This window comes from Massilia sp. Root418, from assembly GCF_001425265.1.
GTDB lineage: Bacteria > Pseudomonadota > Gammaproteobacteria > Burkholderiales > Burkholderiaceae_D > Rugamonas.
Genome location: NZ_LMEC01000020.1, coordinates 52,105 through 67,424 on the forward strand (window position 1 = coordinate 52,105; position 15,320 = coordinate 67,424).

Consider the following 15,320-nt stretch of genomic DNA (forward strand, 5'->3'; position numbering starts at 1 on the left):
TTGGAGAGTATTGCGCGCCGGAATCACAGGCATACTGACTCAAAGTCCTAGGTGAGTCGAAGCGATTTCGCATCAAAACCTTACACGAGAGGTGCTAACGAAGTGACATTAATGCCTATCAAAATTATGAAAATGCTAAAGATCATTCTTCTCGCAGCACTTGTTCTTCGTTTTGATGCGAACGCCGCCGTTCCAGAGGCTCCGAAATCGCTCTTGCTCAACGAAAGTGAACAGATCGACACGGCACGCTCGAATATCGTCTTAGGATCCTACGGCCCTTGGGACAACCTCTCAGAGTCAATTTTCGGAAAAATGGAGGTGCGTGGGAGCGATATAGAGTGGACAGTAGAGGGGAAAAATACGTGCTACGCAGAATGGAAACCGGTCATCATTAATAGCAAAATTACCACAGAAGGCTTATTTATAAGGCCGTGGCGCGACCCTAAAGGATACGTCGCAATAACTGTAGAATTATTTAAAAATTCTTGTGGCACTTACCCGAAGTATATTCAGTTCTCGTTCGGAAGATCCGGCGGAACCTCAGTAAGAATTATAATTTTTGACGAAGAACGTCAACTTTCTGGCGATCTTAGTATGGAAAAGCTCCCCCCACCAAACTTGATTCTCGACCATGACAATTAAACACACGGCTATCTCTGAAGCGGATTTCAATAAACAGCTTCTCTCGTTCCTATCGGTATTTGAAGGCATTATTTATAGACCGTACACAGATACGAAGAGCGTCGTGACTATCGGAAAGGGTTTCAATATAGAGATACCTGAAATTGCGTCGCTCGTATATCGACACATGGGCATCACGGATAGCACCATGTTCGTTTGCTCGATGAATTGACCCACTCGGTTTGACCCGCCTTCCACTGCCTGGCAAACGCTGCCACACGGTCGTACGATCCTTCATACCCTAGCTCTTTCAGGTCCGCGTGGATCTGCTTCAAACTACGGCGCTGCTTACGCGGCTTGCTCGTCTCGGCCTTGAGCCATCCTGATAACTGCACGGAATATTTGTCCAGCCCACTCACTATACGGCGCTCCGCATAGGTGGGCTCGGTGGTTTCCGAACGCAGATAGCGCCGGACGGTGTTACGTGAGATGCCCAGCCTTCTGGCGATCTCCCGTAGGGGAATCTGGTCACGAATGTGCCAGCGTCGAATTATGCCTAGTAACGCCACGTCGATCACTCCGATCTCCTGCCGATGAGACAGGTCGAATTGTGCTCCTCACGTGGGTCAGATTCAGTTGCAAATTACTGGGGAAAGTGGGTCAATTTTCGGCGCAAATCAACACTTCATTTTCTCCCACGACTTTGTTCAGACTCGTGACTTGCAAGTATGCGCTGGGTGATCCATACGTACTGATCACGCCGAACGCCAGAATCCCCAAGTCATCGCTTCCTATGACCGTGTGGAAGTTATTGTCTAACGTTATTTCAAAATATGGCATACATTCTTCTCCGCAATCAAGAAAGCGCCAACTATTAATATGTCCCCGTCGGTGTAAGTGGCAGGGGCATGACTGGGGCGCGTGGACAAGTTCTAAACACCTCCCCGGCGTGCGGGCGTATGGCCTTGAGTGGAGTACCCATGTGGTTCAAGGCCGTGTTGGTACAAGCGATATAGCGATCTGCAGCATATCCATTACTGCCTAATGTTGGCCCCACATACCACCCACCAATAGTCCCTTCCGGCATCGCCGCTTGTGCGCTCACATTCTCGCCGGTCGCAATTTAGCTCGCGATCAGAATGAATAAACTACTCGAAAAGCGCATTAGTGCTTTTATGTAAGTGTTTTCGATTCGCATAAACTCTTTCGGAAAGTCAGTGCAGAATTTCTCGAACTTTGTTTGGCAATACGAGGGGCGCGCCGCTGCTTGGTGGCAAGCCAACGGACTATATCGAACCGGAGAATCGTTGATAGACTGCTTCTAAATACTTTATTAGGCGGGCAACAGGTGCATACAACTCAGCAGCGGCAACTGATGGAACCAGAATGAAAACATTTTGGTGTGTGGAGGGCGACGGTCGCGCAAATATTCTTGCCACAGACACTGCAGCGAGTACGGGAACCGCATGTTCTGCCGGCACGGGAGCTGTTTAAGTCGAAATGCATTGCACGGGTTGTGTCAAGGATGCCTCAGCTGCGCGCCTGGTGAGTCGCCGCCGGGCTGTGAGAACCGGCGATGGTTTAGCACTTCAATTGCCGATTTCCGTATCTGCTCTTGCATATGACTCTCCCCATAGTGGAGTCTTTTTTACCTCCTATTTTGATACAGATGAGGTATCTCTGCAGTTAGTTTGCTCTTAATAGTAAGTTGGATTCTCACCAAAAATCACAGTGAGCACAAATACAACGATTGCTCGCAAGGGCAATGGTTTACAAAAGACGACCGCCCTGCACCTGATTGACCTTATACTCTGCGAGCCAGACGCTGCAGCTGGCTCGCATTCCTTTGCATTGCATGCACCTGACACGCTATCGCTTCGTTATTCCGCGCGATCTGTCATCGAGCGACTGCTCCCTCAGCAAGTGCAACAACCTGTCTCCGCTCAGCAGCCCGACACGCGCGGCAACCATCTGCGGGTACAACGCCCCACGCTGCGCCCGGTATGCACGAACAGTCCGCCGTCGTAGTGGCACATCGCGATGACGTCGCCGAACGCGCAGACGTGCGCCAAGCTCACGTGGTGCCGGTAGCGCTTAGCCTGTACCGCGTGCCAGCCCCGCCCAGGCAGCCAGACGGCGCCATCAATCCCGCCGTCGCAGCTGTAGCGCGTGCCGCGCAGCACCAGCAGGCCCGCGTCCTCCAGCGCCGACATCACCACGTCCTCGAACACCAGCGGATCGACCGCACGCAGGTAGGCCAGGCTACGCCCCGCCGCCCCCGGCTCCTTGAACGCGCGCACGGTACGCAGCACGCGGCGCGACTGACGCACGTTGCGCTGGTGCACCGGCAGGTAGGCCAGCCGGGTCGCGTTCACCCAGCGCGAGACGCAGCGGATCGCCAGCCCGCCGAGCGCGGCGGCCCAGCGGCGAAAGCGCGCCGCCCATGCCGCGTCCCAGCCGAGCGGCCGCCGCCGGCACCCGTGCCCAGACACCCCTCCGCCTTGCCGCCGGGGCGCGCTGCTCCTTCCCGATTCTTCATCACGCATCGTCCTTCCCTCCCCTCCTGCGTACCGAGCCCAGATAGGCGGTACTGATTTGCGGCCGGTGGTGCCCCAGCTGCTCGGCCACCTGGCGGTAGGCATCGCGCCGCACGGCCGGGTCAAGCGCCGGATCGCCGCCGCGCACCGGCGAGCGGACCCGCGCGATCTCGAAATACAAGTCGTTGGCGAACTGATGGCGCAGGCCGTGCGCGGTCACGCCCAGCGCCTTGCGCGTCATGCCAGCGCCGCGAACCACGTTGGAAAAGCGGTCCAGCGATTGCTTGAGCGACAGGCCCGGACAGCCGACGTGGCCGTGACGCGTCGTCACGAGCGCCCTGGCGTCGTCGAGCGCCACACGCTGCGCGTCGCTGCGCACCGCCGTGTAGCGCAAATGGCCGCCCTTGGTGCCGCGCTTGATGCGCAGGAAGCTGACCCAGCGCTCGGCCGCCGGAAGGCCGCCTGGCAGCGCATAGGACGGCACCTCGGCCACGTGCGGCCAGAACATCACCGCTTCCTTGCGCCGCATGCCGAAGGCCAGCATCAGGCGCAGCTGGACGCCGACGTGGCGGTCGCGCGCCGCGACCTGCTCGATCAGCGCCTGCGTGTCGACGCCGCTGCCGTCCCAGCTGCGGTCGCGCCTGGCCGGGTAGTGCCGCGCCACGGTCGCCGGATCGCGCGCATAGGCCTCGGCCGTGCGCACCAGGCCCGGCTTGCCGATCCAGCCGGCGTACACGCGCAGGATGGAGAGCTGCTGCTGGATGTAGGCCGCGCTGCAGGGCTGCTTGCGGGCCATGGCGCCGTGCTCCCGCCCGGCGCACCAGTAGCGCACAAGGGCGGCGACGTGGCGCTCGCCGAGGTTATCCGGCGCCGCGGCAAAGCCCAACCGGCGCAGCAGCGCGAACATACGGAACAACGCCTGGCGGCGCGCCGCGCGTGTGTTGTGCGAGACCACCTTGTTGCGCAAGGCGTGCATCTCGTTGCGCTGGTCGATGATGGCGGCCAGCTGTTCACGCCAGTCCCGGTATTGGCCCATACGTGACTCCTTTCCTGCCGCGCGCGCGGCACCCGCCTGGCGAACATCCGTCAAGACGGCACGCTGCCCGCGCACCATCTGCCCGATCCCTACTTCGGCGCCGCCACTGCCTGGCTGGCGCCCTGCCTGGCCTGTCCAGCCATCCTGGCGCGCGGGCCATGCGCGGCAAGTGCCGGGAACTGCTGCTGCGCCTGCCGGTCCCGGTCCGGCACGGCGCGTGGGATAGATCGGTGTCGTAAAAATGAATATGTGCACGGACAGCGGATTTCGCCTTCTGTCTCGCGCCCCGCCTCCTGGGCGGACGGTGCCACGCTTAGCGCGGCAAGGACATCACGTGGCGGCAATCGCCGCGCAAATCACGTGTCGCCTCCTCGCACGGTTATCCCCGGCCCTACCACCAGGCCGCTTCGTGCTGCCGTACGTACCACGTTGTTCGACGCTTCGGATGGCGCCGTCACAACGCGGCATCGCCTTCGCGGTGGCCGTACGAGCTGAGGGACGTATTGAAAAATCGGGAGAGACGGCTTCGCCGTTCCCCTGCCACCGGTCTTGCCGGTGCGATTCGGCACGCCATGGCGGCGTGCGGCGCGGGCAGGCGTAGGTGCCTGGCCACGCGTTCTGGGCATGGATGCCCGCGTGCTCAAGAAAAGATCGGAAAGAAAGTGCACCAGGGTCGCGGCGGTCGCCGACGGCGCTGCTGGCGCAATCTGTGCATCGAGGCACAATGGAGTATCGGCATCGCCGAACTGGGGACGGGTTACGACCGCAACGGGCTGTATCGCAGGCCTGCGCCGCATTGAGAACACGATGTTCATGGAAGCGGGTCCAGACAGTGCTGGCAGAATAGGAGGCAAACGGGGCGATGTCAAGGTGCGCGGAGGGCGCGAAAAATTGTCGATTGATGCGTGAAATATTTTGTAGGTGAGGAACGGGGCCTTGCTCCGCTATGAGATGCGGGGGCCTGCGAACTCCTCTGATTGTAAATCTGCTGAAGCACCAGACCGGATTGGCGCATCAGGCTAGGCCACATTCGCGCACCTCCGCAAAACGGGAACTGGCCGGCACGGACTACAGGCGCGCACCGGAGTGCCGCGAAGGTGAACCCAAGGGTGCCGCCTGACCGGGCAGTTCCAGAAACGTACCGCATCAGTAGCAAAAGTCGAAATGCCTCCCCAATGCGAAGCCTTTCACATGGATCGCCGCGCGCCTTCCCCATATGCTGTCCCTGTTCAATCAAGAAGGAGCGCGCGCCATGGAACCCATCGTGAGGGCGGTCGATGTCGGACGAGGCAACACCAAGTTCATCTGCGGCATCAGGAACGGCGAGCTGCGCTGCGACATGTTCCCGTCCCAGGCACATCCATCGGAGGCGGGACTGGAAGCCGAAGCATGGGGCGCACGCCGGAGAACCGTCGGCATTCCCGCCGGCGGCCTGGTGTACGAAGTCGGCCCCGACGTCCACCTCGCGGCCGATGTGTTCAACGCCAACGTCCTGCAGCACGACCGCTATTGCGACACGCCGGAATATCTGGCGCTGTTGCTCGGTGCGCTGCATTACATGCAGCTGGAACGCATCGACCTGCTGGTGGTGGGCCTGCCGGTTGCCACGTACAAGCTCAAGTCGCTGGTCACCGCCTTGGAGCGCCGCCTCACCGGCGAGCACGAACTGGCCAAGGGCCGGCGCGTGCAGGTGGTGCGCGCAAAGGCCATCGCCCAACCTGCCGGCGCGCTGATGCATTACGGGCTGACGCACGGCAAGGTCGCGCAACTGCGCAAGGAGCGCAGCCTGATCGTCGATCCGGGCCGGCGCACCTTTGACTGGCTGGTCACGCAAGGCATGCAGCAAATCGACAAGCGCAGCCACTCGGTGCCGCGCGGCATGCACGACGTGCTGCACACGATGATCGAGGGCATCAGCCGCAGCACCGGCTCCCACTACCGGGACTATGAAGCCGTTGATGCGGCACTGCGCACAGGAAAGAAGCCGGTGGTCTTCCAGAAGGAGTACGACCTGGCACGCCACCTGCCACTGGCGAGGAAAATTCCGGAACAGGCAGTGGCCGAAATGATGCATTACGTCGGAGACGCGAGCGATATCCGGAACATCATCCTGGTTGGTGGCGGCGCGTTCTTCTACCGGGCAGCACTCAAGGCAGCCTTCCCGAACCATGCGATCCACGAGTTGAAGGATCCGATCAACGCCAACGTGAAAGGATTTCAGCAAGCAGGAATGGAACTGGCCCGCGCTCTGGTTAGCGGAGGCACCGGCGCCAGCGTACGCGTCGACATCAACGACGCTGGGAGCGGCGGCGATGAGTAAGGGCCTGCGCATCAATTTTGAACTGGATCGTGCGGATAATCCGCCCCTCTATGACGAACTGGCCCGATTCACCAAGGGCGCAAAGCGCGTGAACCGTCTACGGACGCTCGCCCATGCAGGCCTGATGGCCCAGATACCTGCCGCCGCAACGACCACGTCGGTCACACCGCAACCGCGGAATGGCGAGCACGATCCGGTCCATGCCGCTGCAAGCATGGAACTTTTCGCGCCTGCCATAGGCTAAGCGACGCCAATGCAGCAACAGGCATGACGCGGATCAGCCTTGCAGTACCGATCGGATTTTCAAGAACACGCCCCCCGCTCAAGCGCACGGGTTACCCGCTTGGCACATCAGCCGCAGCTCCCGGAGCGCCATTCGCGCCGCGAGCTCGGCAAGGCCATTCAGCCGCCCCCTGGCGGCACGCTGGATGGCTTGCCGGTGCTGGGCGACAAACTCGTCCGCGGACGCGGCCCTATGACTTTGGACCAGCGATGCCTGCGCATGCGCAACCGCCCTATGGCAGTAGACGGTGGTGAGATCGAACTCGATGTGGCGGCTGGCATGCATCTGGTGTTCTCCGTGATCCTTGGCAGCGCACTGGTCAACTCCTAGGCAACCAGCGCCCCCTTGCCCTCATCGCCCTGCGAGCGGGCAACGTGATCCAGGGGCCCGCTGGCCATGCGCACGGCATTGCGGCCCTCCTGTTTGGCATTAATTGTAAGGCATCAAGCAAGCGCGCAGCGGCATCGGCGAAGAGCAACAGCGCCGGCAACAATGGTTCCAGAACGGAATGAGCCGCAGCGCGGTTGATGCGTCGTGTGGGGGACAGCGGGCACTGCGGTGTACGCGGCCGCAGTGACCACAGCTCGTACGTTATCGCATAGGATTTTCTCAGCGAAGTCATGCATCGCGGCCAACTGCGACAGACCGGAGACATGCTCCAGATTGAGTCGGTGCTGATCCGCTTAAATGCTTCTTCTTGCGCCGGCGCTGGTCGGCCAGGTGGGCGACCGGCGCCGATCAGCCAGAACTCTCGCCGCCACCGCAGGTCTAAATTGTTATGGACGAGGCCGGGGGCGAACCGATACGGTGGCTGATATGGCCTTTCCAGGTAGTCAAAAAATGAGGTGTTCGAATAAGATGACGTCGGGTGTCGACTTGGCCGCCATCGTCCCCCCGTCCACTTTCGATTGCCGGCGAGAATGGGGTGGATTACCGGGGGAACGCCAGGGCATCAGTAATTCAATGTAATCTTTTCGCTATGGCGAGCATACTTGGGGCAAAATAGTCCCTCGTCCCGCTCCAACCGTTCAGCAAGCTGGGCTGCGTGACTTGGAGAATCTGCGACCACATCATCAAATCCTATTATGGTTCGCCCATTGACGACATTAATGAATTGCACACGCAGCTCTAGCATTTCCTCCAAAATTCGGACGGCAGCACCCACAGATGGCAGGAACTTCAATCCAACTCGCCCGTCACATTTCCATACGGGTGGTTTGACGTTTCGAAGATCGAGAAATCGATGTCATATTTCATGGGTTTGGCGCACCAGGTGTGTACAGGGACATTGCTGCCGCGGTTTCACTACTCATATCACAGCCCATCCTGCGTCCAACCTGGCGTTTTCTCTGAATGGGACTTGCTCATGAAGGTGTCAGCGTCGAATTATGCCTAGGTAGGCGGTGATTAATAGACATTTCCGCGAAGAAGCAGCACATGAGTTTTTATAATTTTTAGCACGTTGAATTTCAGAAGGGGAATAAGTCAGCACTTCCCTAGCAATGACAAGTCGATCACCCTGATCTCCTGCCAATGAAACTGGTAGGATTTCTCTTCAAATGTGGTTAACCTTCGTTTCAAATTATCGGGGAACCGGATCAACTTTCATTGCCAATCAACATATTTTTTCATCCGATTTCTACCGATCAAACACATTTTTTTATCTTTTCGCCTCCTTAGTTCCAGAAAGATTTCCATCACACTTCGAGCTTGCTCGCTTCGCAGTAAACTCTTTGATCTGCATTTCCGCAATTGGAAAATCGTTATCATAGGCGAATGCGTATGCCGCATACTCTACTGCAGCGTCATAGTTTCCGATCCTTGCAGCATCATTAGCAGTTACCAAAGCCATCACACTTTGAGTCTTCCGCATTTTTTGTTGCCAATATGCACAAGCGGACCAACCTGCGAATACCCAAAATAGAGACGTAATGAACAGTACCAATCCAAGCTTCGCTTTAGTCATGTGCCCTCCCTATCATGGCTTCTTTATCGGCCAAGGTCCTTCCGAACTCACAAACGTTCATCACAATAACCTGCTCCCCATGCCACCGCGCCAGAAGACGCTACCAGCATGTCGCGCGGTTCAGTTCATTTAGTTTGCTGAGTCTGATAGTTTTCGAGAGGCGGTGCGGCATGATGCACGGGTCACGGCGTGTTCTCAGAGGGCTGCTGGTTAAACCGCAATTCCGAAGCGAATAATCAATGTCACGGAGGACGGCCCGCGAAGCGCTATTCCGGTTCATAGGTAATACTTACACCATTCCATTCCTTCTTCTCGTAAGAAATATCATCGCGATTTCGCGGCCGGTCAATCTTGAGATGGTCGCTCGCGAGCCACTGAATATCAATCTTGTGCTCGCCACGCATTGTAAAAATGTATTTACTTGGGTCGTTCGAAGAAAACACTGTACCTGTCTCATGAATTTCAACCGCCTGCACACTATCGGTTGTAGCTCCATAATCTCGCGAGAAAACAACCGCAGCCCTTTTCCCATCCGGCGACGCGCTTTCTTTGATAACAAAATTTCTACAATCACTGCCCCAACATCCAGAGATTGCGGCGATCGCGACGCATAAGATAGAAACCATTCGAACTTGAAATTTCATCTTTTTTATCCGATGCATTGGCAATATTCGATACCCCTATGGACCCGTCTTTGACCTTATGGATCGCCCCCACAAGTGAAGGGCGAACTCACCAATTCAGAAACACTAGCCGAACCCGCGGACTTATTCCCTACTTGCGAGGGTCCCTCTCTGCTGGAACAATCGGCTCATCGCTTTGTGGTAATGATTGAAGTCCCTTTTTTACATCGCCATAGTCGGGGCAATCAGTTGGACCATGTTGTGCAAGCTTTCCGTGCTTATACAAACAAGTTTGATTTTTCTCCTTTCCTGACGGATCATTTGATTCATAACTAATCAAATTTCCTTGCTCGAAGGTTAGCACAAATAGTTGCTTTCCGTTTTCGTCCCACATAGTCTGGCAACCACTAAAATTAGCACTTATCGTTCGCGGATATATAAAGAAGAAATATCCGTGATCCTCGATAACTGCCGCCCGGTCTGAAGGAAATTTTTGACAATCCCCAAACGCCAGAACCAAGGTAGAAAAGCCGCCCCCAAGGAGAAGAAGAACGGCTGTTGATATAAGTCGGACACGCATACACACCTCACCTTTTCTTGCAACCGCATCGCTCATTATAACGATCAATAACATCTTTCGACTTCTTAATTGCTAAGTCAAGTGACGACGAGGATGGTAGTAAATCCCCTCTTAGATGATGGGGGCCAGGAATTCCACCAGCCCAAGGTTGAAATCCTCTGTGGCCGGATGCTGCACTATCTTGTACCGCATGTAAAGCTCTGGCAAGGCCTTCTGGTGTACCAGATGCTATATTTTCGTTCACATAGTTGCTGTATAAATCTTCTGCCTGCTGCGGTGTTTGGTCGCTGGTGCCATCGCTCATGGCATGCCAATAGGAATTTTCTGGCTCTTGGCTATGAGGCCAACGATCAACGCCAGAAACCAAACTGGGAAGATCATTCGGAAGAGATGGGCCATCCTTACACTTCTCCGCACTATTCATAGCTGCCGCTGTAATCCAACGATGCTCGGCGGGACCAAATAGACCAAAACGGTCACTCCTTCTAAGAGGATTTCCTTCAACATAGCTATAGGTATTAATTCCACCGCGCAGACCTATTGGATCGCTTTCGATGTACCGCCCCATCTGCGGATCGTAGTCTCTAAAGTAATTGTAGTAGAGGTTGCTCTCTTGCTCGTAATACTGACCCGGGAAACGCAGATTGTAGGAAAACGTGCCCAGGCCCGATGGATTCTCATTTGGCATATTCGCACCGAACGGCTCAGTGGTATCGGCACGCCAAACGGGCACACCAGCCGAGTTCGTGACCTCACGTGCAGTGTTGACCTGGTCTGCGTACACATAGTAGAGCTGCGGAGCGCCGGCTGCGACCGCGACGACGCTTGGTTGCGTCCACGTTGTACTGCCCGAGTTATCGGTGGCGCGCGCGGTCAGGCTATAGCTGCCAGTAGCCACGTTCGACCAGATGTAGGTAAACGGCGCCTGGGTCACGATTGCCAGCAAGGCCGTGCCGTTGAAGAACTCGACCTTGGAAATGCTGCCATCGCTGTCGCCCGCGGCGGCGCTTAAGCTAACTGTGCCGGGAGCAGTTGCACCGGTCAGCGTCGCCGTCATCGTGACAGTTGGCGCCACATTGCCTGCCATTGTCACGGTCACTGCTGTGGAGGGGAGGGACAAGCCATTTCTGTTGTCCTTCGCAATCGCAGTCAGGGTGTAAGTGCCGGCGGGAACGTTGGTCCATATGAATGTGTCGTCATTGGTTATGGTGCCGATGAGGGTACTGCCGCTATAGAAGGAAATGCTGACAATCGTGCCGTCGACGTCCACAGCATTGGCAATCAACTTGATGTAGCCCGGCGCGACAAGCTTACTTTTGGCCGCGGAGTAAGATAAGCTAATCATGTCCGGCGCTACGTTCGGCTCAGTGCTGGGCTCACCGAGCTGAGCGCGGGCGTCGAACATGGCAATGCTGAGCAGCAGCATGGCAAATAGGCGTATTAACATTCGGGCGATCTCCATAAACTGGATGTGCACACCATCGTGGTTGGCTCTCATGGGGGCGGCAATGCTGCTCATTTGAATACCCCCACTGGCAAGTCGCCCAGATAGATGTACTCCACCACCTTGGTCACGCCGGTCGTGGTCATCGCTTCGGCAATCAGCTTGCCAGCCAAGTCGTAGTGGAACACCGTCGTCGCCGCAGGCGTCACCTTGCGCACCCGCTGCCCCAGGCCATTAATCGTGTGCTGCACCAAACCTATGGCCGTGTTGGCAGAGACCAAGCGCCCGCGCGCGTCGTAGCTGAAACTGGCGCTGCCCTTATCGGTGATGCTGCCGTTCGCATCCGTGATGATCGCTTGCGCGCCTACCTGCGTCAGGCGGTTGCTGGTGGCGGCGTAACTGTTGTTGGTCATAGAGCTGTTGATAGCCTTTTGGGTGCGGTTGCCAACCGCATCGTAGGTATAGCTGAGTCCTGCCGTTGGTGTCAGCACATTGGTCAGGCGGTCCAGGACGTCGTAGCCGTAGCTGATGCCGCTGGCCGCGTTCCCGGCGTCGGCAATGGCCGTGATGCGGCTAGCCGCGTCATAGCTCACCGCCATCGTTTGTGCCGCCAAGCTGAAACTGGTCAGGCGTCCGTCCAGGTCGTAGCCGCGCGTCAGGGTCCGGCCGTTGCCGAAGGTGATCGATTGCACCGGGCCGAACGGTTGGTACAGCACCGCGCTCACCACAGACACCATCCCGCCGCCCGTGCTAATCTGGCTGATGCGGCCCATAGCATCCCGGCCATAGTCGATGCTGCGCCCGCTCGGGTATGTCATGCCGGAGAGCCGGCCGGCCGTGTCGTAGCGGTAGTCCGTCGTAAAGGTGGCGCCGCCAATGACGCGCGTCTCGGCCGTTACGTTTCCCTGCAGATCGTAACTGTAATCGATACGGCCGCTCGCGTCCGTGATCCGGCTCAGGCGGCCGATGGCATTGACGCCCTGGTCATACTGGTAGGCGACGGTTGCGCCGTCAGCGTACGTGGTCAAGGTTGGCCGGTTGAGCGCATCATACTGATAGGTCGTCGTCTGCAGCTTGGCGTCGGTGCGGCTGGTGAGATTCCCCACGCCGTCATAGGTGCTGGTTGTCACGCCGGTGTCCGCGCTGGTGGCCTGGGTCTGATTGCCCAAACCATCGATCGCATAACTGGTGGTAACGAGCCGCGCATCCTTCACCTGAGTCAACTGGTCAATGCCATCGTATCCGTAGAGCGTTACGCCGGTCGCGGTGGCGTCGGTCGCAGAGATGCGACGCGATAGCGCATCGTAAGCGAACGTGGTCGCATGATTGAGCGGATCGCTCATCTTCGTCACGTTGCCCTGGCGGTCGTATTCGTACCTGGTGGTGGTATTTTGAACCTGTGCGCCTGCCGTTGCGGCAATCGTACAAGCGCCGGCAGCCGTGATTCGGCGCAGGAAGTCATATGGGGTTGTCATCGCGCCGCTCCTGTCACGTCTTGCAACCTGTCCAAAGCGTCATACGTTCTGATGACCTGTCTACTGAGGTTCCCGCTGACGTCCTTCACTTCCTCACGGACTCGGTTGCCGGCATTGTCCAATGTGTAGTGAATGGTGTTTCCAAGTCCATCGGTGACATCAGTCAACCGGTGCGCAGCATCGTAGGTGTAGGTGATGAACGAGGCATCCGGGGCCGTTACCTTGATGAGTTGGCCGACGCCGTCATAGTCATACGTGGTGGTCTGTGCCGCGGCAGTGCCAGCACCCAACGTGCGGCTCGTCAACCGCAATTGCGGGTCATATGCGAGTACAGCGATACTTCCGTTCGGGTCACTCATCCTGGTATTTTTCCCCGACTTGTTGTACTCCAAGTATTCGGTGACATGTCCTTTTGCATTCGTCACGGTCCATAAGTCCCCGCTGGTATGTGTCGCCGTTGTATCGGCATAATAGGCGTAGGCCGTCGTCTCCACATTGCCGCTCTCGCCTGCGGGACCATTGGACGTCAGCACCTGACCCAGTGCGTTGTAGGTAAAAGTCCATATCCTTGCCTGCCCTACAGGTGCGGCACTGAATCCGGCGGCGCCATTGCTGTCGCTGGTGGCCTGTTCGATTCGCTTGCAGACGACCACGATGGGTTTCGCGTCGGGCAGGGCCGTGGGGGGCGCGCAGGTCAGGATTTGCCCGTCCGTATCCGCCTGCCCATTGTAGATATAGCTGGTGCGCTTTTTGGGGCCGGCGATCTTAACCTCCACACGCGCATCTGGATGCCATTGCTTCAGAATCTTGCGCTGCGTGCCCACAAGGCTGGTCGTTGCCAGGGATGGGCAGGCTGCGGCGGCATCGACGCCTTCGATGCGGCCGGTTTCGAGGTTGCGCACAGGATCAAACGCGTAGCATGTCTTATTGCCATTGAAGTCCGATGCCGTGGATAGATTTCCTTGGGCATCGTAAGCAAATGAACTGGACCCCGGGCTGCAGCCAGCGCCGCCTGGTTGATTGACCGAGGTTGCGCGGCCAAAGCCATTCAGATTCGTGAGGCTAAAGGTGCGCACCGTGCCAAGCGGATCGGTAACCGTTCGGCTCGTTTCGCCCACATAGGAAAAGCTGTGCCGGTCGGCGCCGCCGGCATGTTCGGACAACACCGCCTTTGCAGAGCCGTCGTAAGCAAAGGTTGCATAGCGATTTCCGTTTTCATCCGTGATGCCTGTCAGCAGAAAACTGAAATTGGGATCTTCGTAGTGGTACTCCTTTGACGACAGTAGCGTGCCATCTGCCTGCTTCACCACAACCTTGGCCAAACGTTCCGAGCCGTCTATCAGCGCGCCAGACGCGATAGCGGCAAGTTCGTATTCGTAAAAGACCGTGACATTGGGGCCGATGATCGAATCGACGACAAACTCGTTCTTCCAGACGACCTGCAGCACCCTGCCGAACGAATCAGTGATGGTTTGCACGCGGCCGGTGGCGTCATAGCTGAAGTATTGCCCAACGCCCTCCTTGGTGTGCGAGCTTGCCAGCCTGTAGACACCATTTATCTTCTTGAAATGAAACATGCGCCCGGCGGCATTTTTGTAGAGCCACTCGTCATACAAAGCGTTGACGGGTACGAGCGTCCCGAAGCCGGGCGTGGCCGACCTATAAATGCCGTTGGAGTAGAAGAAAATGAAGTAGCCGCCCTGCTCCCCCATTCCCGATACCTGCGCAGGCGGCTGGCCACTCGTATCGGACGAGGTGGTCAGGGTGCGATCGAAGGCGAATGACCAGTTGTCTCCCAGCGCCCCTCTTTGAACGGTAAAAGTACGGTAGGTACGTTCCACTTGCAGCGGAGTTTGCGGGCTGCCGATGGGGTCGGTTTCGACTTGTACTTTATCCCCTGTTGAAACGACCACTGGGTTACCAAGCCCGTACCCTGCCGCGGACGCGGAGCAGGTGAGCGGAAGCGGCTTTTCCACGGTCTTTGTGCACACCCCGGGCCAACGGGCAACATAGCCCGGGGCACAATCGAGCCAGGTGATGCCGTACCATTGAACACCGCCTGCTGCAACGAAATGGGGATACTTGCAGTCGTAAGTGGGATATACCGCGCCTGCGCTAGGGCGTATCGCCACCAGCAAGGTGCCCATGTGGTTTGCGGCGATATGTTCACAAGCCTTGCCGGCATCGACAGCATGATTACCACCTCCCGGACCTAAATACCACCAGCCGATCGTCCCTTCCGGCATCGCCGTCTGGGCATGCACGTTTTGGCCGAGTGCGATCAAGCTCGCGATGAATAAGGCAAATCTTCTGGAACCACGAATCAGCGCATGCATGCAAGTGTTATCGTTCCGCATAAAAACTCTTTCCAAAAGAAAGCGCTAAATTGAAGGAAGCTTCTTGGCAATACGAAAGACGCGCCGCTGCATGGCGGC

At 57.4% G+C, this 15,320-nt stretch carries 12 protein-coding genes and 1 pseudogene; 4 read left to right on the forward strand and 9 right to left on the reverse strand.

Features of this window, described 5'->3' with window-relative positions; translation table 11 throughout:
- Nucleotides 1-111 precede the first annotated feature (111 nt).
- Nucleotides 112-642, forward strand: a complete 531-nt coding sequence (locus tag ASC94_RS32570) for a hypothetical protein (RefSeq protein WP_157201425.1) — start codon at nt 112-114, stop codon at nt 640-642.
- Nucleotides 643-872: 230 nt separating this feature from the next.
- Here ASC94_RS32570 and ASC94_RS31840 read toward each other — a convergent pair.
- The 3 genes and pseudogenes from ASC94_RS31840 to ASC94_RS12840 form a co-directional block, all read right to left on the reverse strand.
- A pseudogene (locus tag ASC94_RS31840) lies at nt 873-1,199 on the reverse strand (helix-turn-helix domain-containing protein); the annotation flags it as partial.
- A gap of 1,365 nt (nt 1,200-2,564) precedes the next feature.
- Nucleotides 2,565-3,167: a restriction endonuclease gene (locus ASC94_RS31845; protein ID WP_162251421.1), complete on the reverse strand. Its 603-nt coding sequence runs from the start codon at nt 3,165-3,167 to the stop codon at nt 2,565-2,567.
- On the reverse strand, nt 3,160-4,194 hold the full coding sequence (locus ASC94_RS12840; protein WP_056395170.1) for an integrase domain-containing protein: 1,035 nt from the start codon (nt 4,192-4,194) through the stop codon (nt 3,160-3,162). The genes ASC94_RS31845 and ASC94_RS12840 overlap by 8 nt, the downstream gene beginning before the upstream one ends.
- 1,252 nt (nt 4,195-5,446) lie before the next feature.
- On the opposite strand from ASC94_RS12840, the gene ASC94_RS12845 reads away from it, so the two are divergent.
- From ASC94_RS12845 to ASC94_RS32575, 3 genes are all read left to right on the forward strand, one after another.
- The gene (locus ASC94_RS12845) at nt 5,447-6,514 is read left to right on the forward strand and encodes a PRTRC system protein D (RefSeq protein ID WP_056397773.1); all 1,068 of its coding nucleotides are present in this window, start codon (nt 5,447-5,449) and stop codon (nt 6,512-6,514) included.
- Nucleotides 6,507-6,758: a hypothetical protein gene (locus ASC94_RS31850; RefSeq protein WP_082616479.1), complete on the forward strand. Its 252-nt coding sequence runs from the start codon at nt 6,507-6,509 to the stop codon at nt 6,756-6,758. Before ASC94_RS12845 ends, ASC94_RS31850 begins: the two co-directional genes overlap by 8 nt.
- Nucleotides 6,759-6,857: 99 nt before the next feature.
- Entirely contained in the window at nt 6,858-7,127 is a 270-nt protein-coding gene (locus ASC94_RS32575; RefSeq protein ID WP_157201427.1) for a hypothetical protein, read from the forward strand.
- A 1,330-nt stretch (nt 7,128-8,457) separates the two neighbouring features.
- Here ASC94_RS32575 and ASC94_RS32580 read toward each other — a convergent pair.
- The 6 genes from ASC94_RS32580 to ASC94_RS12865 all read right to left on the reverse strand — a co-directional run bounded on the left by ASC94_RS32580 (nt 8,458) and on the right by ASC94_RS12865 (nt 15,242).
- Nucleotides 8,458-8,763, reverse strand: coding sequence for a hypothetical protein (locus ASC94_RS32580; RefSeq protein WP_157201428.1), 306 nt, complete (start codon nt 8,761-8,763; stop codon nt 8,458-8,460).
- A gap of 266 nt (nt 8,764-9,029) precedes the next feature.
- Nucleotides 9,030-9,407 (reverse strand): hypothetical protein, encoded by a 378-nt coding sequence (locus ASC94_RS32585; protein WP_157201429.1) that lies wholly within the window; start codon nt 9,405-9,407, stop codon nt 9,030-9,032.
- A 130-nt stretch (nt 9,408-9,537) separates the two neighbouring features.
- On the reverse strand, nt 9,538-10,020 hold the full coding sequence (locus ASC94_RS32590) for a hypothetical protein (protein ID WP_157201430.1): 483 nt from the start codon (nt 10,018-10,020) through the stop codon (nt 9,538-9,540).
- Nucleotides 9,974-11,485: an RHS repeat-associated core domain-containing protein gene (locus ASC94_RS34160; RefSeq protein WP_082616480.1), complete on the reverse strand. Its 1,512-nt coding sequence runs from the start codon at nt 11,483-11,485 to the stop codon at nt 9,974-9,976. The genes ASC94_RS32590 and ASC94_RS34160 overlap by 47 nt, the downstream gene beginning before the upstream one ends.
- Nucleotides 11,482-12,885 (reverse strand): RHS repeat protein, encoded by a 1,404-nt coding sequence (locus tag ASC94_RS12860; protein WP_082616481.1) that lies wholly within the window; start codon nt 12,883-12,885, stop codon nt 11,482-11,484. Before ASC94_RS12860 ends, ASC94_RS34160 begins: the two co-directional genes overlap by 4 nt.
- Complete coding sequence (locus ASC94_RS12865) at nt 12,882-15,242, reverse strand: DUF6531 domain-containing protein (RefSeq protein WP_082616482.1); 2,361 nt, start codon at nt 15,240-15,242, stop codon at nt 12,882-12,884. Before ASC94_RS12865 ends, ASC94_RS12860 begins: the two co-directional genes overlap by 4 nt.
- Nucleotides 15,243-15,320 lie beyond the last annotated feature (78 nt).

What these genes read in the sequence shown, in the direction of transcription:
- ASC94_RS32570 (WP_157201425.1), top strand. Translation starts at nt 112, where the DNA reads ATGCCTATCAAAATTATGAAAATGCTAAAGATCATTCTTCTCGCAGCA.
- ASC94_RS31845 (WP_162251421.1), bottom strand. Translation starts at nt 3,167, where the DNA reads ATGCGTGATGAAGAATCGGGAAGGAGCAGCGCGCCCCGGCGGCAAGGC.
- ASC94_RS12840 (WP_056395170.1), bottom strand. Translation starts at nt 4,194, where the DNA reads ATGGGCCAATACCGGGACTGGCGTGAACAGCTGGCCGCCATCATCGAC.
- ASC94_RS12845 (WP_056397773.1), top strand. Translation starts at nt 5,447, where the DNA reads ATGGAACCCATCGTGAGGGCGGTCGATGTCGGACGAGGCAACACCAAG.
- ASC94_RS31850 (WP_082616479.1), top strand. Translation starts at nt 6,507, where the DNA reads ATGAGTAAGGGCCTGCGCATCAATTTTGAACTGGATCGTGCGGATAAT.
- ASC94_RS32580 (WP_157201428.1), bottom strand. Translation starts at nt 8,763, where the DNA reads ATGACTAAAGCGAAGCTTGGATTGGTACTGTTCATTACGTCTCTATTT.
- ASC94_RS32585 (WP_157201429.1), bottom strand. Translation starts at nt 9,407, where the DNA reads ATGAAATTTCAAGTTCGAATGGTTTCTATCTTATGCGTCGCGATCGCC.
- ASC94_RS32590 (WP_157201430.1), bottom strand. Translation starts at nt 10,020, where the DNA reads ATGTTATTGATCGTTATAATGAGCGATGCGGTTGCAAGAAAAGGTGAG.
- ASC94_RS34160 (WP_082616480.1), bottom strand. Translation starts at nt 11,485, where the DNA reads ATGAGCAGCATTGCCGCCCCCATGAGAGCCAACCACGATGGTGTGCAC.
- ASC94_RS12860 (WP_082616481.1), bottom strand. Translation starts at nt 12,885, where the DNA reads ATGACAACCCCATATGACTTCCTGCGCCGAATCACGGCTGCCGGCGCT.
- ASC94_RS12865 (WP_082616482.1), bottom strand. Translation starts at nt 15,242, where the DNA reads ATGCGGAACGATAACACTTGCATGCATGCGCTGATTCGTGGTTCCAGA.